This is a genomic window from Faecalibacterium sp. 3 (genome assembly GCF_048323735.1).
GTDB classification, from domain to species: Bacteria; Bacillota; Clostridia; order Oscillospirales; family Ruminococcaceae; genus Faecalibacterium; species Faecalibacterium wellingii.
In genome coordinates this window covers 502,120-526,008 of sequence record NZ_JBLWFN010000001.1, presented here as the reverse complement: position 1 = coordinate 526,008, position 23,889 = coordinate 502,120, and the positions used below count along the sequence as shown (strand labels likewise).

At 53.1% G+C, this 23,889-nt stretch carries 24 protein-coding genes; 5 read left to right on the top strand and 19 right to left on the bottom strand.

The window, feature by feature from the left end:
- Positions 1 to 50: 50 nt before the first annotated feature.
- The 4 genes from ACNSPV_RS02400 (at position 51) to ACNSPV_RS02385 (ending at position 2,537) form a co-directional block, all read left to right on the top strand.
- Positions 51 to 368, top strand: a complete 318-nt coding sequence (locus ACNSPV_RS02400; RefSeq protein ID WP_348584064.1) for a zinc-ribbon domain-containing protein — start codon at positions 51 to 53, stop codon at positions 366 to 368.
- Positions 369 to 605: 237 nt separating this feature from the next.
- On the top strand, positions 606 to 1,589 hold the full coding sequence (locus tag ACNSPV_RS02395; RefSeq protein ID WP_242699430.1) for a hypothetical protein: 984 nt from the start codon (positions 606 to 608) through the stop codon (positions 1,587 to 1,589).
- Positions 1,590 to 1,722: 133 nt separating this feature from the next.
- The gene (locus tag ACNSPV_RS02390; protein WP_242699431.1) at positions 1,723 to 2,001 is read left to right on the top strand and encodes a hypothetical protein; all 279 of its coding nucleotides are present in this window, start codon (positions 1,723 to 1,725) and stop codon (positions 1,999 to 2,001) included.
- Positions 1,998 to 2,537, top strand: a complete 540-nt coding sequence (locus ACNSPV_RS02385; RefSeq protein WP_112091226.1) for a hypothetical protein — start codon at positions 1,998 to 2,000, stop codon at positions 2,535 to 2,537. The genes ACNSPV_RS02390 and ACNSPV_RS02385 overlap by 4 nt, the downstream gene beginning before the upstream one ends.
- A gap of 83 nt (positions 2,538 to 2,620) precedes the next feature.
- Here the strand turns inward: ACNSPV_RS02385 and ACNSPV_RS02380 are convergent, their stop codons facing one another.
- Positions 2,621 to 2,869, bottom strand: a complete 249-nt coding sequence (locus ACNSPV_RS02380; protein WP_097783552.1) for a DUF6061 family protein — start codon at positions 2,867 to 2,869, stop codon at positions 2,621 to 2,623.
- A 482-nt stretch (positions 2,870 to 3,351) separates the two neighbouring features.
- On the opposite strand from ACNSPV_RS02380, the gene ACNSPV_RS02375 reads away from it, so the two are divergent.
- On the top strand, positions 3,352 to 3,603 hold the full coding sequence (locus tag ACNSPV_RS02375) for a DUF6061 family protein (RefSeq protein WP_348584737.1): 252 nt from the start codon (positions 3,352 to 3,354) through the stop codon (positions 3,601 to 3,603).
- A gap of 156 nt (positions 3,604 to 3,759) precedes the next feature.
- On the opposite strand, the gene ACNSPV_RS02370 is transcribed toward ACNSPV_RS02375, so the two are convergent.
- From ACNSPV_RS02370 to ACNSPV_RS02285, 18 genes are all read right to left on the bottom strand, one after another.
- The gene (locus ACNSPV_RS02370; RefSeq protein ID WP_120020449.1) at positions 3,760 to 5,484 is read right to left on the bottom strand and encodes a recombinase family protein; all 1,725 of its coding nucleotides are present in this window, start codon (positions 5,482 to 5,484) and stop codon (positions 3,760 to 3,762) included.
- The gene (locus ACNSPV_RS02365) at positions 5,481 to 5,945 is read right to left on the bottom strand and encodes a hypothetical protein (protein ID WP_348584738.1); all 465 of its coding nucleotides are present in this window, start codon (positions 5,943 to 5,945) and stop codon (positions 5,481 to 5,483) included. The genes ACNSPV_RS02370 and ACNSPV_RS02365 overlap by 4 nt, the downstream gene beginning before the upstream one ends.
- Before the next feature lie 165 nt (positions 5,946 to 6,110).
- Entirely contained in the window at positions 6,111 to 6,395 is a 285-nt protein-coding gene (locus tag ACNSPV_RS02360) for a hypothetical protein (RefSeq protein ID WP_348584739.1), read from the bottom strand.
- Between the two features lie 389 nt (positions 6,396 to 6,784).
- A complete protein-coding gene (locus tag ACNSPV_RS02355) occupies positions 6,785 to 7,162 on the bottom strand; it encodes a hypothetical protein (RefSeq protein ID WP_242651888.1) in 378 nt (125 codons plus the stop codon).
- A 137-nt stretch (positions 7,163 to 7,299) separates the two neighbouring features.
- Positions 7,300 to 8,262, bottom strand: a complete 963-nt coding sequence (locus ACNSPV_RS02350) for a hypothetical protein (RefSeq protein ID WP_348584740.1) — start codon at positions 8,260 to 8,262, stop codon at positions 7,300 to 7,302.
- A 12-nt stretch (positions 8,263 to 8,274) separates the two neighbouring features.
- Entirely contained in the window at positions 8,275 to 8,694 is a 420-nt protein-coding gene (locus ACNSPV_RS02345) for a hypothetical protein (protein ID WP_348584741.1), read from the bottom strand.
- Positions 8,695 to 8,701: 7 nt separating this feature from the next.
- A complete protein-coding gene (locus ACNSPV_RS02340) occupies positions 8,702 to 12,154 on the bottom strand; it encodes an AAA family ATPase (RefSeq protein ID WP_348584742.1) in 3,453 nt (1,150 codons plus the stop codon).
- Positions 12,155 to 12,182: 28 nt separating this feature from the next.
- On the bottom strand, positions 12,183 to 13,616 hold the full coding sequence (locus tag ACNSPV_RS02335; protein WP_348584743.1) for a hypothetical protein: 1,434 nt from the start codon (positions 13,614 to 13,616) through the stop codon (positions 12,183 to 12,185).
- A 21-nt stretch (positions 13,617 to 13,637) separates the two neighbouring features.
- Entirely contained in the window at positions 13,638 to 15,089 is a 1,452-nt protein-coding gene (locus ACNSPV_RS02330) for a hypothetical protein (RefSeq protein ID WP_348584744.1), read from the bottom strand.
- A gap of 13 nt (positions 15,090 to 15,102) precedes the next feature.
- Entirely contained in the window at positions 15,103 to 15,987 is an 885-nt protein-coding gene (locus ACNSPV_RS02325) for a hypothetical protein (RefSeq protein ID WP_348584745.1), read from the bottom strand.
- Positions 15,984 to 16,607, bottom strand: coding sequence for a 4Fe-4S single cluster domain-containing protein (locus tag ACNSPV_RS02320; RefSeq protein ID WP_348584746.1), 624 nt, complete (start codon positions 16,605 to 16,607; stop codon positions 15,984 to 15,986). The genes ACNSPV_RS02325 and ACNSPV_RS02320 overlap by 4 nt, the downstream gene beginning before the upstream one ends.
- A gap of 1 nt (position 16,608) precedes the next feature.
- A complete protein-coding gene (locus tag ACNSPV_RS02315) occupies positions 16,609 to 17,376 on the bottom strand; it encodes a hypothetical protein (RefSeq protein ID WP_348584747.1) in 768 nt (255 codons plus the stop codon).
- 32 nt (positions 17,377 to 17,408) lie between these two features.
- A complete protein-coding gene (locus ACNSPV_RS02310) occupies positions 17,409 to 18,410 on the bottom strand; it encodes a protein phosphatase 2C domain-containing protein (protein ID WP_348584748.1) in 1,002 nt (333 codons plus the stop codon).
- An 11-nt stretch (positions 18,411 to 18,421) separates the two neighbouring features.
- The gene (locus tag ACNSPV_RS02305) at positions 18,422 to 19,195 is read right to left on the bottom strand and encodes a vWA domain-containing protein (RefSeq protein ID WP_348584749.1); all 774 of its coding nucleotides are present in this window, start codon (positions 19,193 to 19,195) and stop codon (positions 18,422 to 18,424) included.
- An 81-nt stretch (positions 19,196 to 19,276) separates the two neighbouring features.
- Positions 19,277 to 21,274, bottom strand: a complete 1,998-nt coding sequence (locus ACNSPV_RS02300; protein WP_348584750.1) for a protein kinase domain-containing protein — start codon at positions 21,272 to 21,274, stop codon at positions 19,277 to 19,279.
- Complete coding sequence (locus ACNSPV_RS02295) at positions 21,249 to 21,959, bottom strand: hypothetical protein (protein ID WP_348584751.1); 711 nt, start codon at positions 21,957 to 21,959, stop codon at positions 21,249 to 21,251. The genes ACNSPV_RS02300 and ACNSPV_RS02295 overlap by 26 nt, the downstream gene beginning before the upstream one ends.
- Positions 21,960 to 21,989: 30 nt before the next feature.
- Positions 21,990 to 22,643 carry a hypothetical protein gene (locus ACNSPV_RS02290; protein WP_348584752.1) on the bottom strand — a complete coding sequence of 218 codons (654 nt, stop codon included), beginning with the start codon at positions 22,641 to 22,643 and terminating at the stop codon, positions 21,990 to 21,992.
- Positions 22,644 to 22,689: 46 nt separating this feature from the next.
- Positions 22,690 to 23,883, bottom strand: a complete 1,194-nt coding sequence (locus ACNSPV_RS02285) for a hypothetical protein (protein ID WP_348584753.1) — start codon at positions 23,881 to 23,883, stop codon at positions 22,690 to 22,692.
- Positions 23,884 to 23,889 lie beyond the last annotated feature (6 nt).

Genomic DNA, 23,889 nt, shown 5'->3' with positions numbered 1-23,889 from the left:
AATCAGGCTTAAATTTCGTTATCTAAACAAAAAGCAAGGAGGGAGCTTTGATGACTTGTAAAAATTGTGGTTATGAAAACAAGTTGGGTGTTCGATATTGCCAACGGTGCGGTCAGTATATTGAACCAAAACGGACATTGGCACAAGAAGTTAAATCGTTGGATTTTAGAAGCCTTGCTGGTGTTGGCCGTAGAGATGTGAATATTGCGCCGCTGTTTACTGCATCACCCGTTCAAACTCCAGCAAAAGCACACCAAACGCCCTCGCCTGTTGAACCGATGCCAGACGGAAGATGGTATTGCCCGGACTGCGGAACATTAAATGCTTCTTCTGAACTTTTTTGCAAAAACTGTGGAAAAGTCCGATAAATGTGAAGAAAAAACATAGAAGGAGGAAACCGTATGAAAAAGAGGGCTATAATAGTTCTTTGCCTTGCGCTGGTACTTACATTGATTGGCTGTGGAAATAATGCTCAAAGTTCAGATGAGCACAAATGTGAGGATGGATTTTTGTTTAAGTAAACAAATTTGGAAAATCCTGCAACAAATGTGTTGGTTGCTGCGTTGTCTAAGTAAAAGCTTCTGATGGAAACAAACGGGAGGTGTATGTTCTATATGAAAAGGAGCTTCATTGCAATTTCGGTTGCGACAATCATAGGATTGTCAGCTTGCTCAACAAAAGTATCCTCTTCAACTTCTATGAACTCTCCTATATCGACATCGGTGACAAGCGAGCAGGAATTTTTATCTAATCTTGAAAATGCCAGCACAAGCCAAGTACTGCAAAAGCTTAAAGAATCGGATGGTGGGTATACAGAAGATTGCTTTTCGGTGTTGACAAATCGTCTTATCAAATTCCCTCAAGACACACTGTATGTGTTGAAATATGACAAACTGATGAATGATAAAGACTTTCAGCAGCTTGTTTTATCCGGCATAAAAACAGAGCTTCCCTATAGAGGATCGGATGAAGAAAGAAATACGCTTTATCAGTATCTGGAATCCATCACTACTGATAAAGAATATGGACAAATCGCATCAGATATTTTAGGAGAACAAGCTGAAAACAAGGAGAAACCAAATCGGCAAATTGAATTTCAAACTGAAGAATTAGGACAAGCGAGCAGTGTTATTTCAATCGAACTTCCGCAAGGGTGGAAAATTCAAAAGAGAGAACAAACGCAACGTGCTGAAAATAAACCACTTGCTCTTGCAAGCCTGAATCCGTCTTATCCAGTATATGATATTTATGACAAAAATCATGTGTTGGTTGGCGCGGTTGGATACAGTACCTATGAACCATATGAAGGTGATAGAGATTCCGTGCAGATTGTTTACTCTGCACTTCGGCTAGGATCGGTTTACAGGTTTGACACGGATAATAAATACGATGTGATACAAACCACGGAACGCGGAACGACTGCACTTACAACGGTAATTTTTCAAGATGGTGCAAATTCAGAACCAGTAAACAATTTAGGCGTTCTCGCTTATGATAACGAGAAAGAATGCTTTGTTGCAATTGAACTTGAAGCAAGTTCTGTGTCGGAAAGCCAGGCATTGGAAATTGCAAAATCAATTCGCTTTTAGACATGATGGGAATAACGGTGTATAGGTGCCAGCAGATTAAGGAGAACAACTGTGAACAAAGTACCGTACTTTATGTCATTGCGGTACAGTCCTTGAAACCGGCAGCACTCCGAGATACTTTGACGGCAAGCCAATGGAGCAGTATGTGTTTCTTTCTTTGGCATTTTTCGCTGTCATTTTTATGGAAATGCTGTCTGATTTCTTGCTGGTTACAGAACGCCGCAATACATGGAAAGCGTTAAATGGAAATGTCAGCGAAGCCGAATTTCACAATCTTCAGCAAATTGTCTTGTGCGAAAATCAGAAAGTTTCCATTGAGAAAAAACTTGCAAGTACGATACTACTGGTTCTGATGATATGTGCAACTGCTGCATTTGTATGGCTCACTTTTTGGTATAAGGTTTTGTTATGAAAGAGATAATTATTGAACCACATATTGGAATTGGACAATTAAAATTAGGCATGACATCAGATGAATTAGAAAATGCTCTTCTACAAATGAAGAAACAGTGGTCGAATTCTTCTGATGAAGCAATGCAAATGGAATGTTGTGCGGAAACCGATGACCCTAATTTGATAACCGGACGATATATGGATAATGATTCGTTCTTTCTTGTGCAGTATCGGAACGGAAAAGCTGCTGAAATCGGCATCCAGCGTGATTTGTCTAAAGTGGCATCAATAAAATTGTTCGGGATGGATATGTTTAATACAGCCGCCGAGTGTATTATTGATAGCTTAATGAAAAAGGACAACGTTATTTGCAACGAAAAGGACTTGCAACTGGGAACGGAATATTTTTTTCCCGAAATTGGAGTCCGACTCTGGAGAGAGCGAGCATTTCATCCCAAACTGTTGAAAGACCCGCTATACATGGAAGAAATGCAGGCGGTATTAGAAGATGAATACCAGTATCAGTATTTTCAGATGGTTACCATAATAGGTTGAACTACTAACTAATCATGAGCCCTCTATTTGCAACGACTGCAAGTAGAGGGCTGTTGTTTTGCCTTGGATATTTTAATTAAAGGTCAATCTTCCAGTCTGCCATGGTCGCAGCCAAGTGAAAGGTAGTGTTCAATCTCACCACTCAGCACAAGCTGGGCGTACTCCAATGGCTTATTGTAGAGCAGCCAATCCAGTTCTGCCCGCTGTGCCGGGGTGTTGCCGTACTCGTCCTCAATGGCGATGCAGTCAAGGGAAAGGACAGTGCCATCCTCAAACCGGGCTTCCACCCGGTTGGTGTCCATATTGTAGCGGCAGGAAAGTAGTTTCATCATAGTAGTGTCCTCCTAGACTTGATTTTTGGTGTGCGGCCACTCAAACCAATGCCGTCAAGTCGATGGGGGATAGGTCGATTTTGTTTGTCAGAGAGTAAGTGCACGGTTTCTGCACGGATTTTGCACGGTTTCAAAACGTGCAAAGGGTACTTTTCGCTGCAAAATCCGACAAAGAGTGCAGAAATTACCAGGTGAAAAATCACGTTGCCTTGATTAAAAATAACGATAACTCGAAACTTCCATAAATTGAGACGAACCGGCGGCTTGCTCTCTTAATCAGTGGGCCCAGGGTTCGAGTCCCTGGAGGTGCACCACATCAACAAAATCCGAACTTTTTTCCGATAGGAGAAGGGTTCGGATTTTTTGTGTTCTTTGGAAAACAGAATGAATCCCTTGCTTCCATCGAAAAGCGTCCTGGACCTTATCATAAGAAAGCACGACAGACCACTGTAAGAGTGCCGTAAGGCAGAAAGGACACAAACATGAAGTACGATGAAAGAGCCTGCAAGTTCAACATGGATACCGGCTGCGTGGAGCTGCTGCTCCGGGATGGGAGAATGATCTCCATTGACTGCACTGGGGTCGAGGATGAATTGGACGTGACCATGGCGCAGAGGTCGGAGTTGGATTATCTCATCTACAATGACCCGCTGGGCTATGCGGATTTGATTCTGAATGGCGACCCGGAGGAATATTTGAAAAACGTAACCGGGAGCCATGGGTTAGAAGATTAAGGGCAAAACAAAAAACAGGGTGCGCCCTGCGGACGCACCCTGCCAAAGACCACATACGATAGCGATATGTACAACAGGGCGTTCCCCGTAGCAGAGTTCCCATAAAACAGTATTTGCAAAAGCTCCCGAAATGGGGAAGATTTGGCGTGACTTCGGTCACGCCTTTTCTTTTGCTTCCAGTTCATCCAGAGGGATGTACCCCAGCCCATCGTACTTGATATGGATGTGCTGCACCCGCTTTCCGCTGGACTTATCCGGGGCATCCACATAGATGGCCGACACCAGTTCACGGAGAGCATAAGGGGTGAGTTCTTCAATATGAACGTACTTGTGCGCTTTCTGGACGAACTTTTCAATATTCTCGATCTGCTGTTCCTGTACTTCAATTTCCTGCTGGATGGAGAGAACTTCCTCTTCCAGCTGCTTCTGTTCGGCATCGTAGCTCTGACTCATCATGTCGAAGCGGTCATCGCTAAGCTTTCCGTTAACATTGTCCTCGTAAATCTTCATGAACAGCCGTTTGAGGTCTGCGATCCGCTTCTCATTCCGGGCAAGCTGCTTCTTCAGGACAGTCAGCTTTTCGGTGCTTTCCACCCGAAGCTGCTCCTCCATGACCTTGCGGAAGTAGTCCTCATGACAGAGGATGTAGTCCGTCACCCGCTGAACATGGCTTAGCACACGGCCCTCCAAAACCTTTACCCGGATGAAGTGTCCCTTGCACTTGCTCCCGTTCTTCTTGTGCAGAGAGCAATCAAAGAAGTCTTGACTGAAGTCCCTGTGATTGGACGAACCATATTGCATCTTGGAACCGCAGTCAGCGCAGTAGACCATACCGGAGAAAATGCTGCTCTTGCCTGTCCGGGTCATGCGGTGACGCTGGCTACGAATCTCCCGAACCTTTTCAAACACATCATCGTCAATAATGCGCTCATGTGTATCCGGGAAGATAGCCTGATTTTCCACGGGATTCAGATGTCTCTTTTTATCCCAGATAGAGTTAGTATAGGTCTTAAAGTTGACTGTGCAGCCAGTGTACTCCAGGCGTTCCAGAATCGAACTTACTGCTCTTTTATCCCAGCGATAAGGGTCTTCCGGGGCGGGTGAGTTCGTACTCAGGCCATGGCTCAACTTATAGGCGGTGGGAGTCAGAACTTTGTCCACCCACAGTTGGTTTGCAATTTGGGTCGGGCCACGGCCTTCCATGCACATGGAGAAGATGCGCTTCACGATTGCAGCCGCTTCTGGATCAACAAGCCAATGTTTCAGGTTCTCCGGGTCTTTCACATAGCCGTACGGCACATTGACCGTCAGCGGTACTCCACGCTCTCCCTTGGCCTTCTGAACAGCCCGAATCTTGCGGCTGGTATCACGGGCGTAAAACTCGTTGAACCAGTTCTTAATGCCCGCAAAATCGTTGTTTACGCTGTTCGGGTCAATGGTGTCGTAGTTGTCGTTAATGGCAATGTAGCGAACGCCATACTGGGGAAAAGTGAAGTTTGTGTACAGACCTGTCAAGGCAGAATTGCGTCCCAGTCGGGACAAATCCTTCGTGATAACGATTCCTACACGCCCCGCTTCAATCTCGACCAGCATACTCTGAAAGCCGGGGCGGTCGTAGTTCGTGCCGGAATATCCATCGTCCACAAAGAACACCGGGTTCGGAAAGTGATTCTTCTTAGCGTATTCCAGAAGAATAGCCTTCTGGTTCTCAATGGACAGGCTTTCGCCGAGCCGTGCGTCCTCTTGCGACAGTCGGCAGTAAAGTGCGGTGATTTTATTCGTTGCTCCAGACATTGTTGTGTCCTCCTTACTCTGTGGAGCAACTGTCGGTACAGGATTGGTTACCGGGTCAAGTATAGCAGAATTGGACGCAGTTGTCATTCGTCTGCACCCTCATCTTCAAATTTTTGCTGGGCGTTCTTGGCAACAATGCGCTCCAGCTTCTTCAAAAAGGACTCCTTGCCCTCATAGCTGCCGGTCACGGTGTAGGTGGTGTGACCGACTTTCTCCGTGGTGGTCAGTTCTGGAATCCAGAAAGCGGACAGGTTCTTGACATGGAGGTTGCCGTTCTCGTCCACATAAGAGCTGTGTCTCTTCTGCTCTCCGGTCAAGGGCTTCCGCTTGAAATAGATTTCATTTTCGGAGATGTTCACAGTCTCGCTGGTCTGCTCTTTCGGGGCATCATCATACAGCTGTGCGAAAAATGCCAGTGCATCTTCGGGTGGTTCTTCCTCCATGAGCTGCTCGAAAACTCGCTGTTCCTCTGCCGAGAGGTTATTCCATGCGGCTTCCAACTCCTGCTCGTTGGCTGCGTTGACAAAGGCTTCGATTTCTTTTTTCATGGTGCATCCTCCTTTGGTTGCGGAAAGCATTTTTTCAAAAAGTATGGGTTTTCGTGAGAGCAAGAATCGTCCCGTGGCCACAAATTTTCAATTCTTGAAAAATTCCTGCCCCTTTGGGACAGCTTCTTGTTGGGGCGTGCCTGCCCCAAACCCTGCTAGGTGATTTCATTCTTGGTGGTTGCTATATTGCTTATATGCCTTTTCAAATCCTGATTTGTTATATATGATAAATTTATAACATTCTCCATCTTTCATGGAAATTGCTGCAACAGGAACGACCATCTGACTCCATGAAAGCTCCCTTATCTCGTTCATGGGTAATACAAGGTTGCGATACAGTGGACTGACTGTGAGCTTTTGAGTTGAATATGTAATGCTCTGTTCATCAATGTACAAACCACCGCCAATGATTCCATTATGGCATAAGCTACACACAAAAGTTTTTCCCATAATATTACCGCCTCCTATTAGTTGATGGTTGGTTAAGTTGAGTATATCATATTGATTTCCAGAAGAACACCCCTATATAGGAGATTTTAGCCGTTTTACTGCGTACGTGCGTACGAGAGATTGGTACGCACGTACGCAGCGATTTGCCCGAAGCGCACCCTATATAGCCGTTTCCCCCTCGGAGAGCCCACTACACTTTGCAGACCGCAGGGCTGAAAGCGTCATAGTGGGTTATTACACTTCCGCAGAAGTGCCTTTTCCTCGCCGCAGACAGCCCGGTGCACCTTTGTGAGAGCTTTCTGTCCGGCGAATCCACATCGCCCACAGGCGATGTGAGCAGGGATTCCAAAGGGGCGCAGCACCCTTGGCACACGACTTTGGTACAAAGTCTAGTGTGTTACACCTTTCCAGAGGTGTATACGTTCCTGAAATGCAAAAAGCCCCATACCCAACACCTTAACGGTGCGGACATGGGACTTGATGCTTCCTCGGCCTAGCCGGGTACTCCGTAACCAATCCTGACAGGCAGTTGCCGTGTCATTTTTCGAAAACTGTTTTACGGATACCCAGCAGTCGGGAACGCTCTGTTTCTCTTTGCTGGTAGTGTGATGAGCCTGTTCCGCCTGCCATGCGGCAAACTCCCGCTGGCCTTCCTCGCTGTTCCAGCAGGCAAGGATGGCCGGGTAGAACGCCCGTGCTAGACGGTCAATGACTTCATCGGGGTAGGGGGAAGTGTTTGTGGACTTTTTCTTTTTGTTCAAACGCACGCTCCTTTGATCGTCCCACCGTGGCAAAGTCGGGCGAGAAAATCAAAGTTCCAATTTTTATCAGGCGCAAGGGCGCGGAAGTTTTCCACCCTGCACTTGCGGCTGGTGGCTCATTGATGGCTTACAAGTGCCTGTCGTTATGCGGTCTTTTCAGTTTCTTCAAGGGTTTCAGCGAGAATCTGTTCCATGCAGGCTTCCAGCTCATTCAGATAGAGGGCAGGACGCTGCATCGCAAAACGGAGAACTTTCTGCTTTTCCGGGTCGGAGAGATAGCTCTGATTGTTCTTGAGCACTCGCTTCCATGTGTTCTTCATCATTTCAGTGGCTGTGCTCAAGGTTTTGTAGACCCGCATGAACTCGTCCGGGACTTGATAAGTCTTGAACTGTTCCGGGTCGGCTGTGGGCATCGGAACCGGAGTGTCGGCGTTGGGTTCTGCGTCAGCAGCTTCCATCGCTTTCGTGATCTCCGGGTGCATGATCTCGGCGAACACGTCCTGCCGCTTGTCGGGACTGCTCTGCACAAGTTTGGACATTTCATCGTTGGTGAACTTCACCTCACCGGAAAAGACTTTCTGCTTGATGCCGGGAGAGAGATTGTCTGCGATGTCGATGCCTCGTGTATAGTGGCTGGCACGAAGAACGGAGGCACGGCTGACACTGCTTTCCTCTGCGATCCGGTCGCAGGTTTTCTTCCCGGAGTGGTGGTTATCACCGTGATCACCACCACTTTTCTTTGCTAAAGTGTACTGATTGCCGTGAAAGATTTTCTCGGCTTTCTTTTCAGATTCGTACTGCTTCCCCAGCAGGTAACGCTTTTGTTCGGGGGAAAGATTGCGCCGCCCCAGCTGATTCTTGCAAATCCAAGCGAGTGCTTCCTCACGATTTGCAAAGCGGAGCGGCATGGTAGAAAAGCGGATTTCGGGATGTTTCTGAAGAATCGCATAACGGTTGTGACCATCAACAAGGGTGTTGTTCCACACGATCAAAGGAGAAATCAGCTTGCCCTCTTTGAGGATGTTTTCTTCAAGCTGCTTGAATTCATCATCGGTCAGTGGAGGGATCTGGGACTGGAACTCCGGGTCGATTTTCAGATTGATCATACGCACACTCCTTTATCTCTCCTGCTGCGCCGGTTCTTCCTCCCGGAAAAAGGACGCAACATTCTGCTTCGCGGTTTTCAGTTTGAGCAGTTCTTCCTTAGCTTCCTTGTACTGCTCGTAGAACTTTGCCTTTTCGGATGCCAGCTGCGCATACTCGGCTTCCAGCTTTTTCGGGCTGGGCAGCTTTGTGATGTTGTCTGCCTTGAAATAGGCTGCTGCCGCCCGGTATGCTGTCAGCTCTGCACGGTGCTGCTCCTCAAAGGCTGCGGGTCGCTTGGCGGTCTTTAACTGCTGTGTGATGTTCTTGGTGCTGGTGTAGGCTGCGACCTGATAGCGCAGCTCTTTGTTGGCCTTCATGCGACCTTCGAGGTCTTTCACCACTGCCAGCGAATCGTGATACTTGGTTTCCAGTTCGGCGATGCGCTGGTTCAAGGCATATTCAAAGTGTTTTATGCCATGTGGAGACACCGGAATAAATGTCTTCCGGAATGATAACGTCGGGCTCGTCGGCACTGGCGGTCTGGATCCGGGCGATATGCGCACGGCACACCTCCTCAGCGATGTTGCGGGTCGTCCGGGCATTGGAGAATTGCGGAATCTTAGTGATACCGGCGAGAAGCTCCCGAGCTGCGTCCAGACAGCTCTCTGCGAGGGGAATGTTTTTCTGTTTCAGTTGCAGCAGGAGGATCTGTGCACATTCTTCATCGCTGAAACTGCGGAAATGCACCTTCGTGAAGCGGTCGTGCAGGCCGACGTTACTTTCCATGAACCGGTTCATATCGGCATCATACCCGGCCAGAATCATCACTGTATCCTTGCGGTTTTCCTCAGCAAATGTCAACAAGTACTCTACGGCCTCTTTTTTGTAAGAATCGCCGGGGCTGTTAGCATCATAGGCAAGGGCGTAGGCTTCGTCGATGAAGATGACGCCGCCGCGCCCGCGGGCCAATGCATCCTTTGTTTTGAGCGCAGTCTGCCCTATAAAGCCGGCGATGAGATCGTTGGCCTTATAGCTGCAGAAACGGGAGGTGGAGACAAGCCCGAGGGCGTAGAATGCCTTGCCTAAAATCTTGGCAGCAGATGTTTTGCCAGTTCCGGGTGCACCCACAAAAACAGGATGTTCCAGTAAAAAGGAAAAGTCCGGATTGCGTTCTTTTTTATATTGGACGGAGCGATAAATAGCTTTGATCCAGTTGCGGATCTCGCTCATGCCGTACAAGTTGTCGAATTCCTGCATGGCTTCCTCAAAGGTGATTTGATGGCTCTGGGAGGCAATCAGCTGGGAGTAAGCTTCCGGGATATCTTGCGGCTCGAGCCAATGGACACTTTCTTGGGTGAACTGCTCTTCACAACAGCGGCCATAATAAGCGTTTTCCATTTCGGTACAAAGCCGCACCACTGCGCGGGCGTTGGAAAAGTCCGGTGTGGACTCTCTGGTATCGTACCAGTTCTTGAAGAGGATACGCAATGCAGCTTCGGTGTTGCTTTTGCAGACATAACTGGCTGCGTCTGCCTTGCTCTTGAAAATAGCCATCATCTGGTCGGTGGTATAATCCGGCAGATAATGGACGATACAACGCTCTTTCAGGCTGGAATCCATTTTCCAAAAGTTTTCCTCTTGACTGCGCTGGACGGCAAACACGCAGGTGAGCCGATGATCTTCGGTCATGGGATTGAGCAGGGCAGCAATGCTCTGCGCGCTGCACCGGTGGGCTTCGTCGATGAACAGAAGAGTGTTCTGCCGGACGGCCTGCTCGGCGGCCTCCTGCAGCTGGTCGGGGCGAATGGAGGAGGTGTTCGTGACCTCGATGGGATCACTGCGGCTGAGGAGATTAGCCGTGTACAGAGCGCGGCAGAGCAATTTGGCCAGCTGGGTCTTGCCGGTGCCGGGGTTCCCCACCAGAACGATGTGCTCTATCCGGCCGTCATTGGTCCCTTCAGCACGAAGACGTTTGCGGTAATTCAGATAACGGTCCAGAATGGGCAGGCCGGTTTCGTCCAGCCCGGGAAAGTGCCCGAACTCTTTGCGGACAGAGTCCATGGTAATGGTTTCCAATCGGCTGGCCCATTTGCCGAAATCTTCGCGCTGAATGGTGTGGCTGCCGCGCTTTACGGCAGAAGGGAGGAGCTGCCCTTCGATGAGTTCTTTCTCCACAAATCTTGCGTTGCCGAAGTGCTGGTCGCGGGACTGATATATGTTCTCCATCAATGTCTGAATGGAAGAATCGGGCATGGCGGGATCAAGGGAGTAACCAGTTTTTGCCAGAGCAGAATTAAAAATCTGGTGCAGGACATCCGGCGAATAGTCCGGAATGGTGAGAACATTCTGCTCGGTAATGCGGCTCTTCAGGCCGGGATTCATCTGGAAGAGACCCTGAATGCCGTCTGTGCTTTCTCCTTTGGAAGAAGAATAACCAGAGAAAATAAACAGGACATGGCGGGTGTCGTCGGTCATAAAATTAACAATGGCGTCGATCGCTTCCTGATTGAAGATATTGCCGCTGCCGCTGTTGCTGCTGTGGTTACGGCAAAGGGTGTAGGCTTCGTCGATGTGCAGAATGCCGCCTTCGGCTTTTTCGACCATCTGGTCTACTTTGATGGCCGTGCCGCCGATCACATCGCTGATGAGGTCGCTGGCCTTGGCCGTGACAACGTGACCAATGGGAAGAAGGCCCGCATCATGGGCGATGCGGCCGATAAGATGGACAGAAGTTGTTTTACCGGTCCCGGGATTTCCGGCGAGGAAGATACCGGGCAGATGCGGACAGGTGGGCCAGACTGTGGAGCCGGATCCTTCGAAACGCTCGGTCATCAGGCCGTGGGGTTCAGACGATGCCGGAGAAGCTTCGACGGGTTTCAGAATGCGGTGCAGCTCAGCGGTGACGCTCTCCCATCCGGCGCGGTGCTCGAGGACATACCATGGGTCAAACGCAAGCTTGCGAAGATCCTGACCAAGGAGCATGCTCAGAAAAGCATCGTCGAAGATGCGGGAAGTGCCGGGCTGGTCCAGCTGCTGGCAGATGCGGCTGTCCAGCGCACGCAGCGTAAGAGCGGAACCACTCTCGTGGTCAGAGGCTGCTTGGCGCTGGGCATAGAGCAGCTTGTCGGCGGCGGCGCGGACGCCATCGGGGAATGTTAAACCGTTCAGCAGCTGGCGACGACGCAGCAGATGGATGGTTTCATCAATGCCAAAGGAGCGGATGGAAAAAACTGCGTTGGCTTTTGGCACAAAGCGGTTCTCGCCGCAGCTTTCGAAGAAAAAGTCGAACCAGCTGCGGGTCTTTAAAAGCCCCGCAAATTCACAGCTCATGGGCTGTTTCTGCAAAAAGATCAGCAGGTTGTCCCCCCTCCATTTGTCATGCTGCAGAGAACTATAACGCGAGACGGAAGGATCACTTGCCATGAAGGCGTGGAGATCGGTAAAGACCACCGCAGTGCGATACGTGGTATTGCGCATAAAGCTGTCGCATTCGGCATAGAGGGTCTCTGGGGTCAGATTCTTCTGCTGGTAGATAAGCTTTTTTTCGGGGCTTTCCGGTGTGCTGGCCGGAGCCGGTGCCGGGGTCTTACCAGAAGGAGCAGGCTTGCGGGGGCGGCCAAAGCGGGGCATTCCTTCGGCGGGTGCTGCCGGCGCAGCGGCCGGAGCGGTCTCGTTGCCGGGGATGCTGTAACGGGCAGACTGGTCGTCATAGACATATTTGCCAAGAGCAAGGCCGGGGTCGAAATAGACCACATTGTCAAAACCTGCCTGACGCAGGAAATCCGTCAATGCAACATAGAATTCACGGGGACAGAGGTCGCGGGGAATGATGATGTCGCGGACATCACTGCACTGCAGCAGGATAACATTGCTGCCGCTGCCGCGCTGAAGAGCATCACTGAAACGGCTCATAGACAAGTTTCACTCCTTTCCAAAGGCTTCACTGGCTGACGGCATGCAGGTCTGCAGCCTGAGCAGCGGAGGAAGAAACGCCGCTGTTAGAACAGCTTGCGTGGCAAGGCACACGAAGTGCACCGCTCTGGTTCAGCGCCGCAACCAGATTATTACGCAGGGTGTCCTGTGCATGAGCACTCATGGGGGTGCCTGCCTGACGGCCGAAATTGTGTACGTTCAGGGCCACACCATGGTCGTCAGGGATAAGTTCCACAGTTACCTTTTCACCGGTGAGCGCTTTCTCGAAGTTGATATGCAGGGGTTGGCCTTCCAGACGATGCTTATAGGCATAGCCGGTACAGGTGTAGCCCTGCTGGAACATGGCACTTTGTACGAGTTCGCCGGAATCGTTTTCGCTGTAGGCATAGATCATCTGCCGTGCAGCCGTGCGTGTGGCACAATCGACATCCTGCAGCAGCTCACTGACATCGGCGCGGGCTTTGGCCAGCTCTGCAGAGCTGGCGCTTTCCAACGCATGTTCCTGCTGCTGCAGACAGGTTTTCAGTGCGGCGAAAACATCCGGCACAAAGCGAGTGAGGTCTTCGTTGTATTCGACGCCTTGATACGGCACGGTGCAGTTCTCAAGCGCATGGATGCGCGCCTGACCAGTCCGCACCATGGTGTGGATGGCAGTGCGCAGGAAGTCATCTTTCGCCTGCTGGACCAGTGCTTTTTCAAGCTGGGTGTAAACGTCTAAAGCCACTGCAGAAGCCAAACTGTGGGCGTTTTCATACAGACCGCCATTGAAGTACTCCACAGCGCGGTGGTAGTCCTCTGCAGCAGGGGAGCGGCCAAACTCAACTTCAAAGCTCTGGATGGCGATGCGGGCTGTGTCCAGCTGCTCCTGCGCAAGACGGCGGGTCTGGGCGTCATCACCTGCAAGGGTGCTGTGCAGGCGGCTCAGGTCTGCCTTGCGGGCTTCCAGCTGCGTGCGGGTCTCCTGAAACGATGCGTGCAGGTCGGCACTGTACTGGGCCAGCAGGGCGTCATTCTGGGTGCTCCATTTATGGGAAAGCGCCTCGGCTTTTGCCTGAGCAGTACGCTGCAGGCTGGCGGCATTTTCGGCGGTGGCCTTGCCGGAAGCGTGTAGTTCACGGGCGGCCTTCTGCGCGGCCTGCGCGATGTTTTGGCTGAGCGCGTCGGCAGCGGCACGCTGACGGCTCTGCAGAGCCGTATAGCGGCTTTGAAGCGCGCGGATGGCCTGCTGGTCTTCGGCGCTTTGGCGGGCGAGACGGGCCTGCTGTTCGCGCTGGCGGCTGGCCTGTTCAGCGGCGGCCTTGCGGCTGGCGTCAGCTGCAGTCTGTGCAACGACCGAAACGGCAGCTGCAGCACCGGCAACGGCGAGACCGGCAATAACGATGGGGGCGGCGAAGAAGAAGGCACCGGCAATGGCGAGAGGGATAAAGCTGTCTGCACTCATAAGAAACTCCTCTTTTATAAATCAGATGATGTCGGAACTGTATTTATTGACGGCCTGATCATCGTTGACCGTGGCAGTGAGCTGTTCGGCGGTCTGCAGTGTCATGGGGCGATCCGGCTGCAGCGGCAGCGGGTCAGCCCGCTGGGCGGCTGTGACCGGCTGGCCGGTAAGGTTGGAAAGCCTCTTTGCCATCTGTGCGGCGCGCTCCTGCGGGAGAAAACGGGTCTCAAGCTGCAGCAGAAACGCTGCACGCACGGTGGCCGCCTGCCGAAGCGGGATGGCGTAAAGGAAAACGGTGTCATGTTCTGTAGTGCCGGGGTAGCGCTTGGTCATGGTGAGCATGCGTTCTTCCCGGTAGTCGGGCGCACCGCCGGGCGTATGGCACTGCGCGCGAAAAAGGGAAGCTTTTTGGTAGTGAGCATATCCTTCGGAGATGTTGTTGCCGGGACGGCAGGCACCGTAAGTGACTGTCTCGGAAGCAAAACCCTGACTTTTCAGCAGGCCGACCGCAGACTCGAACAGATCGGCGGTATGGTTATAGCTGTCACAGGCAGAGAGCGCGTAGGAGATGCATAAACCGAGCTTGTCGGGCAGAGCGTTCAGCTTCTGGATCTCTTGATCAAGCAGAAGCGTAGGCGATACCGGTTGACCTGCGCATCTTTTGAGCCAGCCGTTGATGCCTGCATCCAGCACGGCACGGTGGCCATCCAACGTGGTGGACAGTTCGGTGTAGAGCTGATCGGACCAATAGCTGGTGTCCTGCTCACTGAGCTGCAGAAGAACGCTGCCGTCCGGGTCGGATAAGCAGCGTGTCTCCTCAGAATGGAGATGCTGCAAAATAACCTCGTAGCTCTGCCGGTAAAGGAGAAAGAGCGCTTCCAGCTCATTCTGACGGGCCTGCGTTTCGCTTGTCAGGCGGGTAACAAAGAGCCGGGCACAGTCGGCCTTGGAGAGGGCCAGAGTGTAGAGCCTGGCTTGCAGCAGGGCCTTGGCTTCCTCGCCGGCTTCGATGTAATGCTGTATGCAATGCGGGAAAAAGACGTCCACTGGCAGTGCGCATGCATCCGCGATCTGCCGCTCCAGACCAGTCAGTGCTTTCTGCGCCTTCTGCCGAAGTGCAAAGTTCCGGGCGTCGGCTTCGGCGATCAGGCGGTCCTGCTCGTTCTGCAGGGCGCGGATCTGTTCCGAGAGCTGCTGTTCATAGGCCTCTGCTTTTTCACGAAGGGCTTGGTACTGCTGACGGGAACGCTCGGCTTCGCGGATATAGACATTGCTGAAGCTTTCCTCGATGCGGCGCAGCCGTGCAGCGTAGTCCTGTTGCTGGTCGTTCCGTGCTTTTTCGTACTGCTTTTGAAGCTCGGTGATGGTTCGGCACAAGGCGGCCTGATTGCGGGACTCGTTCTCCTGAATGGTGCGGTTGGCATCTGCGATCTGGCGGCGCAGCTGCTGGATCTCCTGTTGAGGGGATGCCATTGAAACACCCCCTTTAAGTCACAGACTGAAAGCGGTCTGCGGCCTCCTGAGTGCGCTGCTGGATGAGCGTTTTCAAGGCGGCCTGTATGCGGGCGGTCAGAGATTCCGACTCCTGCAGCAGGGCGTTGACGCCGTCCTTGCCGGTGTAACAGCGCAGAGTGTCCTGATCCAGACCACTGGCGTCCAGAACCGTTTCCAGCTCCTTTTGCAGAGAACGGGCTGCAGCGGCGCGGTCAGCCAGCAGACTGCGGGCTGCTGCGATGTCGGACTGCTTGAGCTGGATCTCCTGCGCAAGCTGACCGCTTTCCTGCTTCAAAGCGGCCAGCTCGGCGGTTAGGCGGGCCAATTCTGCCTGCTGGCGGGTCAGCTGTTCCTGCTGTGCCTGAACCAGAGCTTTTTCCGGCAGAGGAGGACTTTCCTGACCGGGAGGATCAGGCACGCCCGTATCCGGTGTTGTCAGCGGCGCAGGCTCTGTGTCCGGCTGTGCGGGGGCGTCCACGATGGAAAGAAACTCGACCTGAAGGACGCCTTCACGGTCGCTCGTAATGCGCAGAGAAGAAGGGCAGGCGATCGGATAAACTTCAGAGTGAGAACCGTCTGGAAAGCAGAAGACCGCTTCAGTGCTCTCCTGTTTGCCGCGCACTTCGATGCACAGCGGGGGCATCGCGCAGCCGCCATCATAGGCCTGCACAAGAAGATTGGAAGGGTCTTCCTCGTACAGGTCGAGCTGCCAGCAGCAGCGCTGAAAAAGAGGGCGGTCCTGCGCGAGGGCTTCGGGGCCATCGCTGTTTTTCCAGAGAACAGAACAGAAATTGGGCAGTCCGCCGCTGCTTGCCTGCACCTCGCAGTCGTCCATGGCAAGCACAAAAACGGCCGGGCGCGTGGAATGAAGGATCATGGGATCATCTCTCCTTTTGAAAATTTGCGGTGAAGGCTGAGCCACTCTTCTTTGGCGCGTTCAGTGGGGATACCGGTGAGGCTGTAGACGCCGCCGTTTTTCTGGATGGTGGTGCGGCGTTCTGCAGGGACAGAAAAATAGGCGCGGTAGCGGGGTGTTAAGTGGTGGATGACCTGATTAGCTGAACCGCGAAAAGCTTTGCCGTCGTCCAGTTCGGCCCGGTAAGGGCCGTCGATGAGGGTGTCGGTGACGGCCAGCACCCGTTCGACGGCGGGTTCTTTCATAGCCCTGAGTTCGCTAAGGGTGAAGCCGGTGTAGACGATGATGCCAAGGCCGTGGCGGTGGAGATGTTCGGTCAGGTCAGCCAGAAAGGCGCTCTGACCAAACGGCTCTCCACCGCTGATGGTAATGCCCTCGGCATCCGGGCGGGCATCCAGCAGACGAGTAAGGGTCTGAAAGCTGAGTTCATACTCGGCGTCGGCATTGTTCCAGTCCGCGGCAATGCAGCCTGGACAGCTGCGGCAACAGCCATGAAACCAGAGCAGCCAGCGGCCCGGCGGCCCCAGCAGGCCGCTGGTATCATAGCTCAGCCGGTCGTAACGCAGGCGGGACATCTGCATTTTAGCGTGCTCCTTTCGAAGCCAAGATGCTCGCTTCCCACGCTTGGCCCCCTCGTCCACAATCGGTGCCAATTTTGTGCCGAATGACTGCCGTCTGCCGGTTCAGCTGGTTACGGCGGTCAAAAAGAAAGCTCTTGATGCTGCGCATGTTCTTCGCAATGGAACAAAGCTGTTCATAATCGCTCTTCTGCAGATGCGCCGGGTCTTTGCGATCGTTCAGGCGTTTGAACAGCGGGTCGATCTCACGGTTCAGGCAGGATTCTATCTCTTTCCCTTTGGCGTGGCAAAGGTCAGCAGCTGTAAAGCTGCGGAAATAAAGATTGTTATAATATTGAAAACGATCAGAGCTCAGTTTTTTGTTGCAGGTGAGCATGACGTTGGAGTAGAGCATGTCGGTCTGCTGAAGCAGGTCACTCAGGTCGTCCGCCCAAGTCATGTCGATACTGATTTGCGGGGAAGAAGGCGCACGATGGAAGGCCTTACGGGACACGGTGTTATAATTTTTTGCGGCAGCGATGTATTGCTTGACTTCAGCAGTCGTCTGGAGATGAAGGTCCTCGCGGTCGGTCAGGGTTTTCAGATTCTGGCGAAAGTTCTGTTTGGTGATGGGAGTGCGGGCGGCGCGGTTGATGTGGGTGGGAGCAGCGGGCTTGGAGGTGCTCTTAAGCGGTGCAGAGGGCTTCTGACCGGAAGAAGAGTGGGAAGAACTGCCGGAGGCCATGGCGCAAATGGCGAAGAAAATCACGAAGACAGCAATGATGATGATCATAGTGAACGGCCCTTTCTGTAAAATATGTTGTGTCATTCTGCGATGCGGAGCACGCCGTCGCTGCGGGTAAGCAGGCCGGCATCCACAAGGCGCTGCGCTTTGCGCTTGGCAGCACGGGGACTGTGAAGATAGAGCGCACGGCTCAGCTGCCGCAAGGTGATTCCTTCCGGGTGGAGTGCCACGGCGCTGAGCACCTTGGAAAGGCACTTGACCTGACGGCCCACGGCGGGAAGCTCCAGCACGTCGCACCGGAATGCGGGAGGAACGGCCGAGAACATACGGCCGACGAAACGCGTGTCGGCGAGCAGATGGAAGGAAAGGTCGTCTCCGGCACCGCTGCTCTGCATCAGATGGCAGAGCCCTTCCAGATCTTCCTGCATGGCGCCTTTGTGCAGAAAGCAGAACAGCTGCAGCATCAGCTGGACGTGGGGGTCGCAGCCCAGTTCATTTACAAGATGTTCTTCGGCGCCATCACTCATAAGCGCGAAGCCACAAAGTCTGCTTTCGCTCAGATGACCCTGCTGGAGAAAGTAAGGGGTGTCGGGCACCGTTACGAAAGTTGTGAGGTTGGAAGGGCCGTCGTGTTCATAGCGGGAGAGAACACGGCAGGTGCCGGAGCTGTTCAGACCGATAAGAGCGCCGTCACCAACATGGAATAACAGGTAACGGCCATCGTCGGGCACAGCGGCTGCGGCCAGAAGGGTGGAGGAGTATTCTTTGAGGTCGATGCCTCTGGCTGCGGCTTCTGCGGCCAGCTCGTGCAGGACAGCGTGAAGGATGTGCTGTGCTGCATCCTCGGGAGCCATCTTCCAGAGGGCGTCGAAGTGGACAGCCAGATAGCTGGCTGCGGCAGCGCTGGTGATCTGCGCGCCGGTGTCAGCCTTGGAATAGGAGCCTGCTCCGTCGGCAAGGGTGATGGCAGTGCAGCCGCCGGGGCCGATGCGCATGGCAGTGTGATCTTCACAGGGGCGGTGCTGCAGGGTGTGATGCAGGCCGGTCTTGCGGAAGTCGCAGGTTTTATAGTAGGTGAACATGTGCTTCCTCCTTACTGTTCTGCAAAATTTTTATAGTCGCGGAGATCGGTTTCGTTGAGCTCCTCACATGCATTTTTGAACTTAGAGCAGCTTACCAACATAGAACTGGAGAACTTAAAAAAGTCTACAAGAGATTTGGCGTTATCGGCACGCAGAACATGGCGGTCATCCCGCAGACCGGTAAGCTCCTGCATCAATGCGTGGTTGCAGTTGCGGCCGATCTCTACTGCAATGACTACGAGCTTGTTGGCGGCAACCTGCTCTTTGATGTATTTCTTGCTCCAAGTCATAGCGGCTTCTTCCTGATCACGAAGTTCGGGGGTGTACTCGGGCTTGCCGTCCGAGAGAAGGAACAGGATGGGCGCGGTGTATTTAATAACCGGAGAAGCATGGCGGAACTGGTCGATGCGCTGCTCCATTTGGAGCAGCGCGACCTGCAGGGCACAGCCGGTCAAAGTCAAACCTTCGCAGTGAAGGTCGATATCTTTGCCTTTCTTCTCCTGCGCTTTGACTTCAGACATCGGCTGGAGAATGAAGACATCGCTGTTGAATGTAATGATTGAGAGTTCAAGAATGTTGCTGGCAATGGGATCCTTCAGAACATCGTCATAAAATTCACAGATAAGGCGCTTGAGCAGATCCCGGTAGGGGTTCATGGATCCAGATGTGTCGATCACGATGGAGGCGGAACCGCGTTTATTGGTGTTCATCACGTTCACCGGCTGTTTGGTGGCAGCGATATAATTGCGGACGTTGGGGTTTCCCAGAATATTCTTGATCGCCATAAGATTAAAATCCTCCGTATAAATGATATTTTTTAATCAAAAAACGGCAAAATGCTGTTTTTGAAAACCTGCGATAGGGAATCAGACCATGCTGTCCCAGCTTTTGTTCTTTTTTGCCTCAAGCGGCAGTTTCTTGAGAAGCTCGTTGAAATCTGCAAGGCTGCTGCTTTCCTTCGAGATCACTTTTGCTTTGGGCGGCGGTGCCTTTTTGGCACGGGAAGGCAGGTATTTGCCGCTTTCTGCGTCATAAGCAGTAAGAGCGGGCAGATCTTCCTGGTAACGAACCAGAATGTTCAGCCAATAGCTGACGGGCCGACGCTCTTTCTCGTGAAACCATTTGCCTTCGCCGTGGAAGCTTTCCCAGAAGCCTTCCTTCAAGTAATAAGGCAGGTGGGAAATGACGTTATACCATGGACCTCCGCGAATTTTTTCTTCGGCAGGGTGCTTGTCGAACTGAAATGGGTAGATGCCTTTTTCGACATACTCGCGGTCATCCTCACAGTAAATAGAAGAGCTGTAAGGGTGACCACAGGGGGTGAGGATCTTGAAGATAAGGTTTTGCAGAATCCACACGTCATCACATTTCTTTTTGATAAAATCGAACGTACAGCTACGGATATGCTCGGGCGAGAGGTAGTCGGGCAGGCCGACATTGGTGGGAAAGACCTTCTCCTCGAAAGCAACTTGAGCCGAATCAAGGTCGATGAGATACGCATTCTGATCGTTGTCAAACAGGATGTTGCTGGTATTGATGTCGCAGAGGACAATGTTGTTGTAGTGGAGAAAATCCACTAGCTCCGTCAGAGCCACGCTCATGCGGATCTGATCGGCCTTGCTGACGTTTGGGATCAGCGCCGGGAAGGTATCATAGCTATAATCGGCAAAGGGATGTGTGTTGGAGAAGGCCGGCATGATATAGCCGATCCACTCGCGTTGCTCGTTGTACAGCATCTTTTCCGGCCACGCGAGACGGCTCATCAAAGCGGCGTCTACGGCACGCATGGCACCGAGCTTGCGTACCATGATGCGTATCTTCTCTTTTTTCATGACCGAGTTGTTTTTACTTTTGAAGATCTTCGCGCATTTGCCGTCCGGCAGCTGATACACCAGCGCTTCGCCGCCGAGACCGAGACGCTTGCCAAGCTGGACTGGCTCATAGGAACCGGTATCCTCACGGCCTTTTAGGATGTAGGCGGTACCGCCTTCACGGGGGATGCGGTCAGCTGCCAGAGCAGAGCTTTCGGGATAGGGCGCTTTGGTCTTGCCTTCCGGGTCGGGAAAGGCCGGACGCTGTTTGGCGGGGTTGGCCAAGTGCGATTTGTTGTCGATATCACGCTCGTAAATAATGCGATAACCGGGGTTTGTCTGGTTTACCTGATTGCGGTGTTCAATGAACATATGCAGGCTGCGGTTCGTACCAAGGACAAGAATGGAGGTGCTGAGATCCTGCTTTTTGATAAAGGCAGACAGCAGCTGGTTCTCACAGGCAAGCGAGCCGTTCAGCAGGTGGAGCGCATGATGCTGCTTCAGCTGCTGAACATGAGAAGCGACCGTTTCGAGGACCGGGAACTGCTGCGCATCCTTTTCCAGAGCGTCGGCTGCGGCCTTGCACAGCACGAGCTGGGTGCGAGTGCGCTGTGTGACCTTCAACTCAAGCACCTGATAGAGAATGCTGGCAGTCTGCGGTTTGCGGAGTGACATATAGGTAATGATAATGAGGTCGCGGCTCAGGATCGCGCGCTGACGCTGTTCGTGATCCACAGGGGCGGCCCGGGGTGCTGCGCCCGGGGGTGTCTTGGCCGGCAAAAAAGGAGACGGCCGCGGCGGCGTCGAGGAGGGTTTGGACGGCTTGGGGCTTGTACGCGGACCCGGCGAAGCTGCAGAAGAAAGGATCTTGCGATAAGAACCTTCTTTAAAAGCAGGAAGTTCAGCGTCTGGCGAAAGCACCAGAATGCCGCTGCTCTGCAAAGCGCTGGTGCCATCCGGGGTGGAGAGATGATATTCCTCGCAAAGGGTACGAAGGGTAGTACTCATATGGTTTCCTCCTGATCGGTTATTGAGAGTCGGCAAGAAAACCATCCGGGGTCAGCTTCTTGACCAGTACGACTGCCTTGGAATGACGTGATCGCAGATTGTTGATCTCGAGAACGTCTGCGGTCATGGCCTTGTCCTGCGTGATCAGCAGGAGAGAATGACCGTTATTGCGCAGGTAGAGAAGCTTCTCTACAAAGACCGGGTCTGCATGGACACGCTTCCTACCGCAGTCGCTGCGGCGCAGGTCCTCGTCACCGCCAAGAAGGATGATGTTGTTGTCGCGGTGGATGAGTTCCAGCACACGGCTGGCCTGTGTATGGAGCCGGGGGTCATGAAGCTTTTTCTCGAGCTCAAGCTTCACCACATAAGGAACGCAGAGGGGGCGGGAGACCGCTTTACGATAGAGCGCGTAAAAGGGAAAGAAACCGGTGTGAAGCAGGCTACAGGTGTCGATGAACACATCGTGATTTGAAACGCGGCGCAGAAACTGAAGGGTCTCGGTCCGCTGGCGCTCACGGTCAGGGCCGGGGCTGGGCTTACGGGGGTGCTGCTTTTTTGCCGGATGGGGAGGGGAACGAATGGCATATTCGGCAAGCAGTTCGGTCTCGGCTTCGGTGTTGACCGGTGCCAGTTCATGAAGAACGACACGGTGGTAGCGGTCGTGCAGGATCCCGCGAAGGTCTTCCGGCGGCAGGCCGGTCGCTTTGGAAAGTTCGAGCAGATTCATCATGAGTAGACCTCCAATCTGTAAAAGTGTGGGTCAGCGGCGAACGCTGTGCAGGATGATCCAGATGCCCAGAAGCACGATGGCAGAAGGACCAAGGATATCCAGCAGGCCACCGTTCATTGAGCGGCTGACCGCGCCCCTGACATCCAAAATGTTATACTGAATGGCAAAGGCAGTAACAGCGCCCAGAACAGCACCGGCGGTGTAGGCACCGGGAGAGAGCATCACATGTCCGTGAAAAAAGGCGGGGAGAAGCGGGATGATGAACGCACCCAGCAGCGCGCCGATGAAGATGCACTGCAAAAAAGCACGGATCGCTGCCCAGTTGACGAGGATGAACAGAAGGATGATCAAAAGAAGCACCACGGGCACCAGCCGCACCAGAAGGGGAGCGGCACGGTGGAGCATCCGACGCAGCGGGACACTGCGGCTGGGTGCTGCTTCAGGGGGTGCCGGGGCGGGAGCCGTGCTCTCTTCGCTGGCTGTGAAGTGGAGACCGCCTGTGGACGGAGCCGCTGCTTCAGGGGGTGCCGGGGAAGGCTCTGGATAAACCACCCGGCGGCGGGCAGGTGCGGGGTGTTCCTGCCCAAGATCGTGCGTGACATCCTCGATCAGGAATAACGCACAGTCTGGGCACATCGCTGCGGTATCGGGAAAGGTGCGATGGCATTTGACACACTTTTTCATGATTTGATGAAAACTCCCATGGATTTGTTGTGATGCTATTAAACAACTACGCTTCAAAAAATAATAGGGAAATAAATTTTGAACCTTTTTCGGATAATATAAGTGCGCTGCCGTCGTGGATATTTGCGGTCAGAAGCCGGTCGGGAGGAATGGGCGGCTCCTGCACTCCGGCAAACGTAAAGGCCGCATGGTGCCCCAAGCCGACGGTGACATGATGTACGATACCGTTGGTGATGAACATCTTGAAGATATCGTTGGCGTCCAGAGCACTGACACCAAGGCAGCACAGTGTGGGGTGAAGGATGATGCAGTTTGCAAGACCCAGACCCTGGAAGGTGCTGCCGATGAAAAGCATCTGCCCCGGCGCAGTTTGTAAAAGGGAAGAGGATTCCAGCGTTTTGCAGGAAACGTCGTAATCGATCAGGCAGAAGTCGCGGCGGCACTTCTGAAAAACTTCCATCTCGCCCAGCAGAGCGGCGGTGAGCATCTCCTGCCCGGCAGGGGGAGAGCACAGAACGCAGAGTTTGCCGTCGGCCAGACAGGAGTAAAGAGAACGGCGGCGCACGCCGGGCGATCCCAGAACGGCGCACTGGCTGCGGAATGCTTTCCAGAAGCCGTCAACGCCGGTGCTCCAGCTGAGATTCAGGGAATGCTCTGCCTGCTGAACAGCGTCGAGCGGCAGAGTGCTCAGGAATTCGGCGGCATTTTTGCCAAAGCTCTGCATCATGATGTCCAGATTGGAAAAGGTGAACATCTCCGGGGGCCAGTGCTCGTGCAGAAGCTGGAGCATGGTCCGCAGGAAGAAAAGGATCTCACCGGGAGATGCCTGCGCTTTCTGCACATAAATGTGCACCGGGCCCGAAAGGATGCGCATGGCATCCTCAACATCCACATTGCGGTCAAAAGGAAGGTAGGAGATATCCTGCCCCAGCCGCACGACCTTGTCGGGATACTGCTCGCGCAGCTGCCGAACGGCGGCGTCCGGCCCCTCTGACGGCAGAGTGCCGGAGTAAAGGCACAGCGTAGGGAGGCTCTTACGGGCGGCACGCTGCAGCCGGGAAGAAAAGGCGTGAAGCTTGATCTGTTTTGCATTGGAAAATTCGCCGCTGTCCACACCGCCGCAGAGGATGCAGCGGCCCTTTTCCGGCAGGGAACCGAACAAGCTGTTGGAAATGTGATTGACATGCTGATCATGCCGGCGCAACCCGGCAGCGAGGAGCATATCTGCAAAAATACCCATAAACTT

Coding starts and splice junctions, on each gene's coding strand:
- ACNSPV_RS02400 (WP_348584064.1), top strand. CDS start 51: ATGACTTGTAAAAATTGTGGTTATGAAAACAAGTTGGGTGTTCGATAT.
- ACNSPV_RS02395 (WP_242699430.1), top strand. CDS start 606: ATGTTCTATATGAAAAGGAGCTTCATTGCAATTTCGGTTGCGACAATC.
- ACNSPV_RS02390 (WP_242699431.1), top strand. CDS start 1,723: ATGGAGCAGTATGTGTTTCTTTCTTTGGCATTTTTCGCTGTCATTTTT.
- ACNSPV_RS02385 (WP_112091226.1), top strand. CDS start 1,998: ATGAAAGAGATAATTATTGAACCACATATTGGAATTGGACAATTAAAA.
- ACNSPV_RS02380 (WP_097783552.1), bottom strand. CDS start 2,869: ATGATGAAACTACTTTCCTGCCGCTACAATATGGACACCAACCGGGTG.
- ACNSPV_RS02375 (WP_348584737.1), top strand. CDS start 3,352: ATGAAGTACGATGAAAGAGCCTGCAAGTTCAACATGGATACCGGCTGC.
- ACNSPV_RS02370 (WP_120020449.1), bottom strand. CDS start 5,484: ATGACAACTGCGTCCAATTCTGCTATACTTGACCCGGTAACCAATCCT.
- ACNSPV_RS02365 (WP_348584738.1), bottom strand. CDS start 5,945: ATGAAAAAAGAAATCGAAGCCTTTGTCAACGCAGCCAACGAGCAGGAG.
- ACNSPV_RS02360 (WP_348584739.1), bottom strand. CDS start 6,395: ATGGGAAAAACTTTTGTGTGTAGCTTATGCCATAATGGAATCATTGGC.
- ACNSPV_RS02350 (WP_348584740.1), bottom strand. CDS start 8,262: ATGATCAATCTGAAAATCGACCCGGAGTTCCAGTCCCAGATCCCTCCA.
- ACNSPV_RS02340 (WP_348584742.1), bottom strand. CDS start 12,154: ATGAGCCGTTTCAGTGATGCTCTTCAGCGCGGCAGCGGCAGCAATGTT.
- ACNSPV_RS02335 (WP_348584743.1), bottom strand. CDS start 13,616: ATGAGTGCAGACAGCTTTATCCCTCTCGCCATTGCCGGTGCCTTCTTC.
- ACNSPV_RS02330 (WP_348584744.1), bottom strand. CDS start 15,089: ATGGCATCCCCTCAACAGGAGATCCAGCAGCTGCGCCGCCAGATCGCA.
- ACNSPV_RS02325 (WP_348584745.1), bottom strand. CDS start 15,987: ATGATCCTTCATTCCACGCGCCCGGCCGTTTTTGTGCTTGCCATGGAC.
- ACNSPV_RS02320 (WP_348584746.1), bottom strand. CDS start 16,607: ATGCAGATGTCCCGCCTGCGTTACGACCGGCTGAGCTATGATACCAGC.
- ACNSPV_RS02315 (WP_348584747.1), bottom strand. CDS start 17,376: ATGATCATCATCATTGCTGTCTTCGTGATTTTCTTCGCCATTTGCGCC.
- ACNSPV_RS02310 (WP_348584748.1), bottom strand. CDS start 18,410: ATGTTCACCTACTATAAAACCTGCGACTTCCGCAAGACCGGCCTGCAT.
- ACNSPV_RS02305 (WP_348584749.1), bottom strand. CDS start 19,195: ATGGCGATCAAGAATATTCTGGGAAACCCCAACGTCCGCAATTATATC.
- ACNSPV_RS02300 (WP_348584750.1), bottom strand. CDS start 21,274: ATGGTTTTCTTGCCGACTCTCAATAACCGATCAGGAGGAAACCATATG.
- ACNSPV_RS02295 (WP_348584751.1), bottom strand. CDS start 21,959: ATGATGAATCTGCTCGAACTTTCCAAAGCGACCGGCCTGCCGCCGGAA.
- ACNSPV_RS02290 (WP_348584752.1), bottom strand. CDS start 22,643: ATGAAAAAGTGTGTCAAATGCCATCGCACCTTTCCCGATACCGCAGCG.
- ACNSPV_RS02285 (WP_348584753.1), bottom strand. CDS start 23,883: ATGGGTATTTTTGCAGATATGCTCCTCGCTGCCGGGTTGCGCCGGCAT.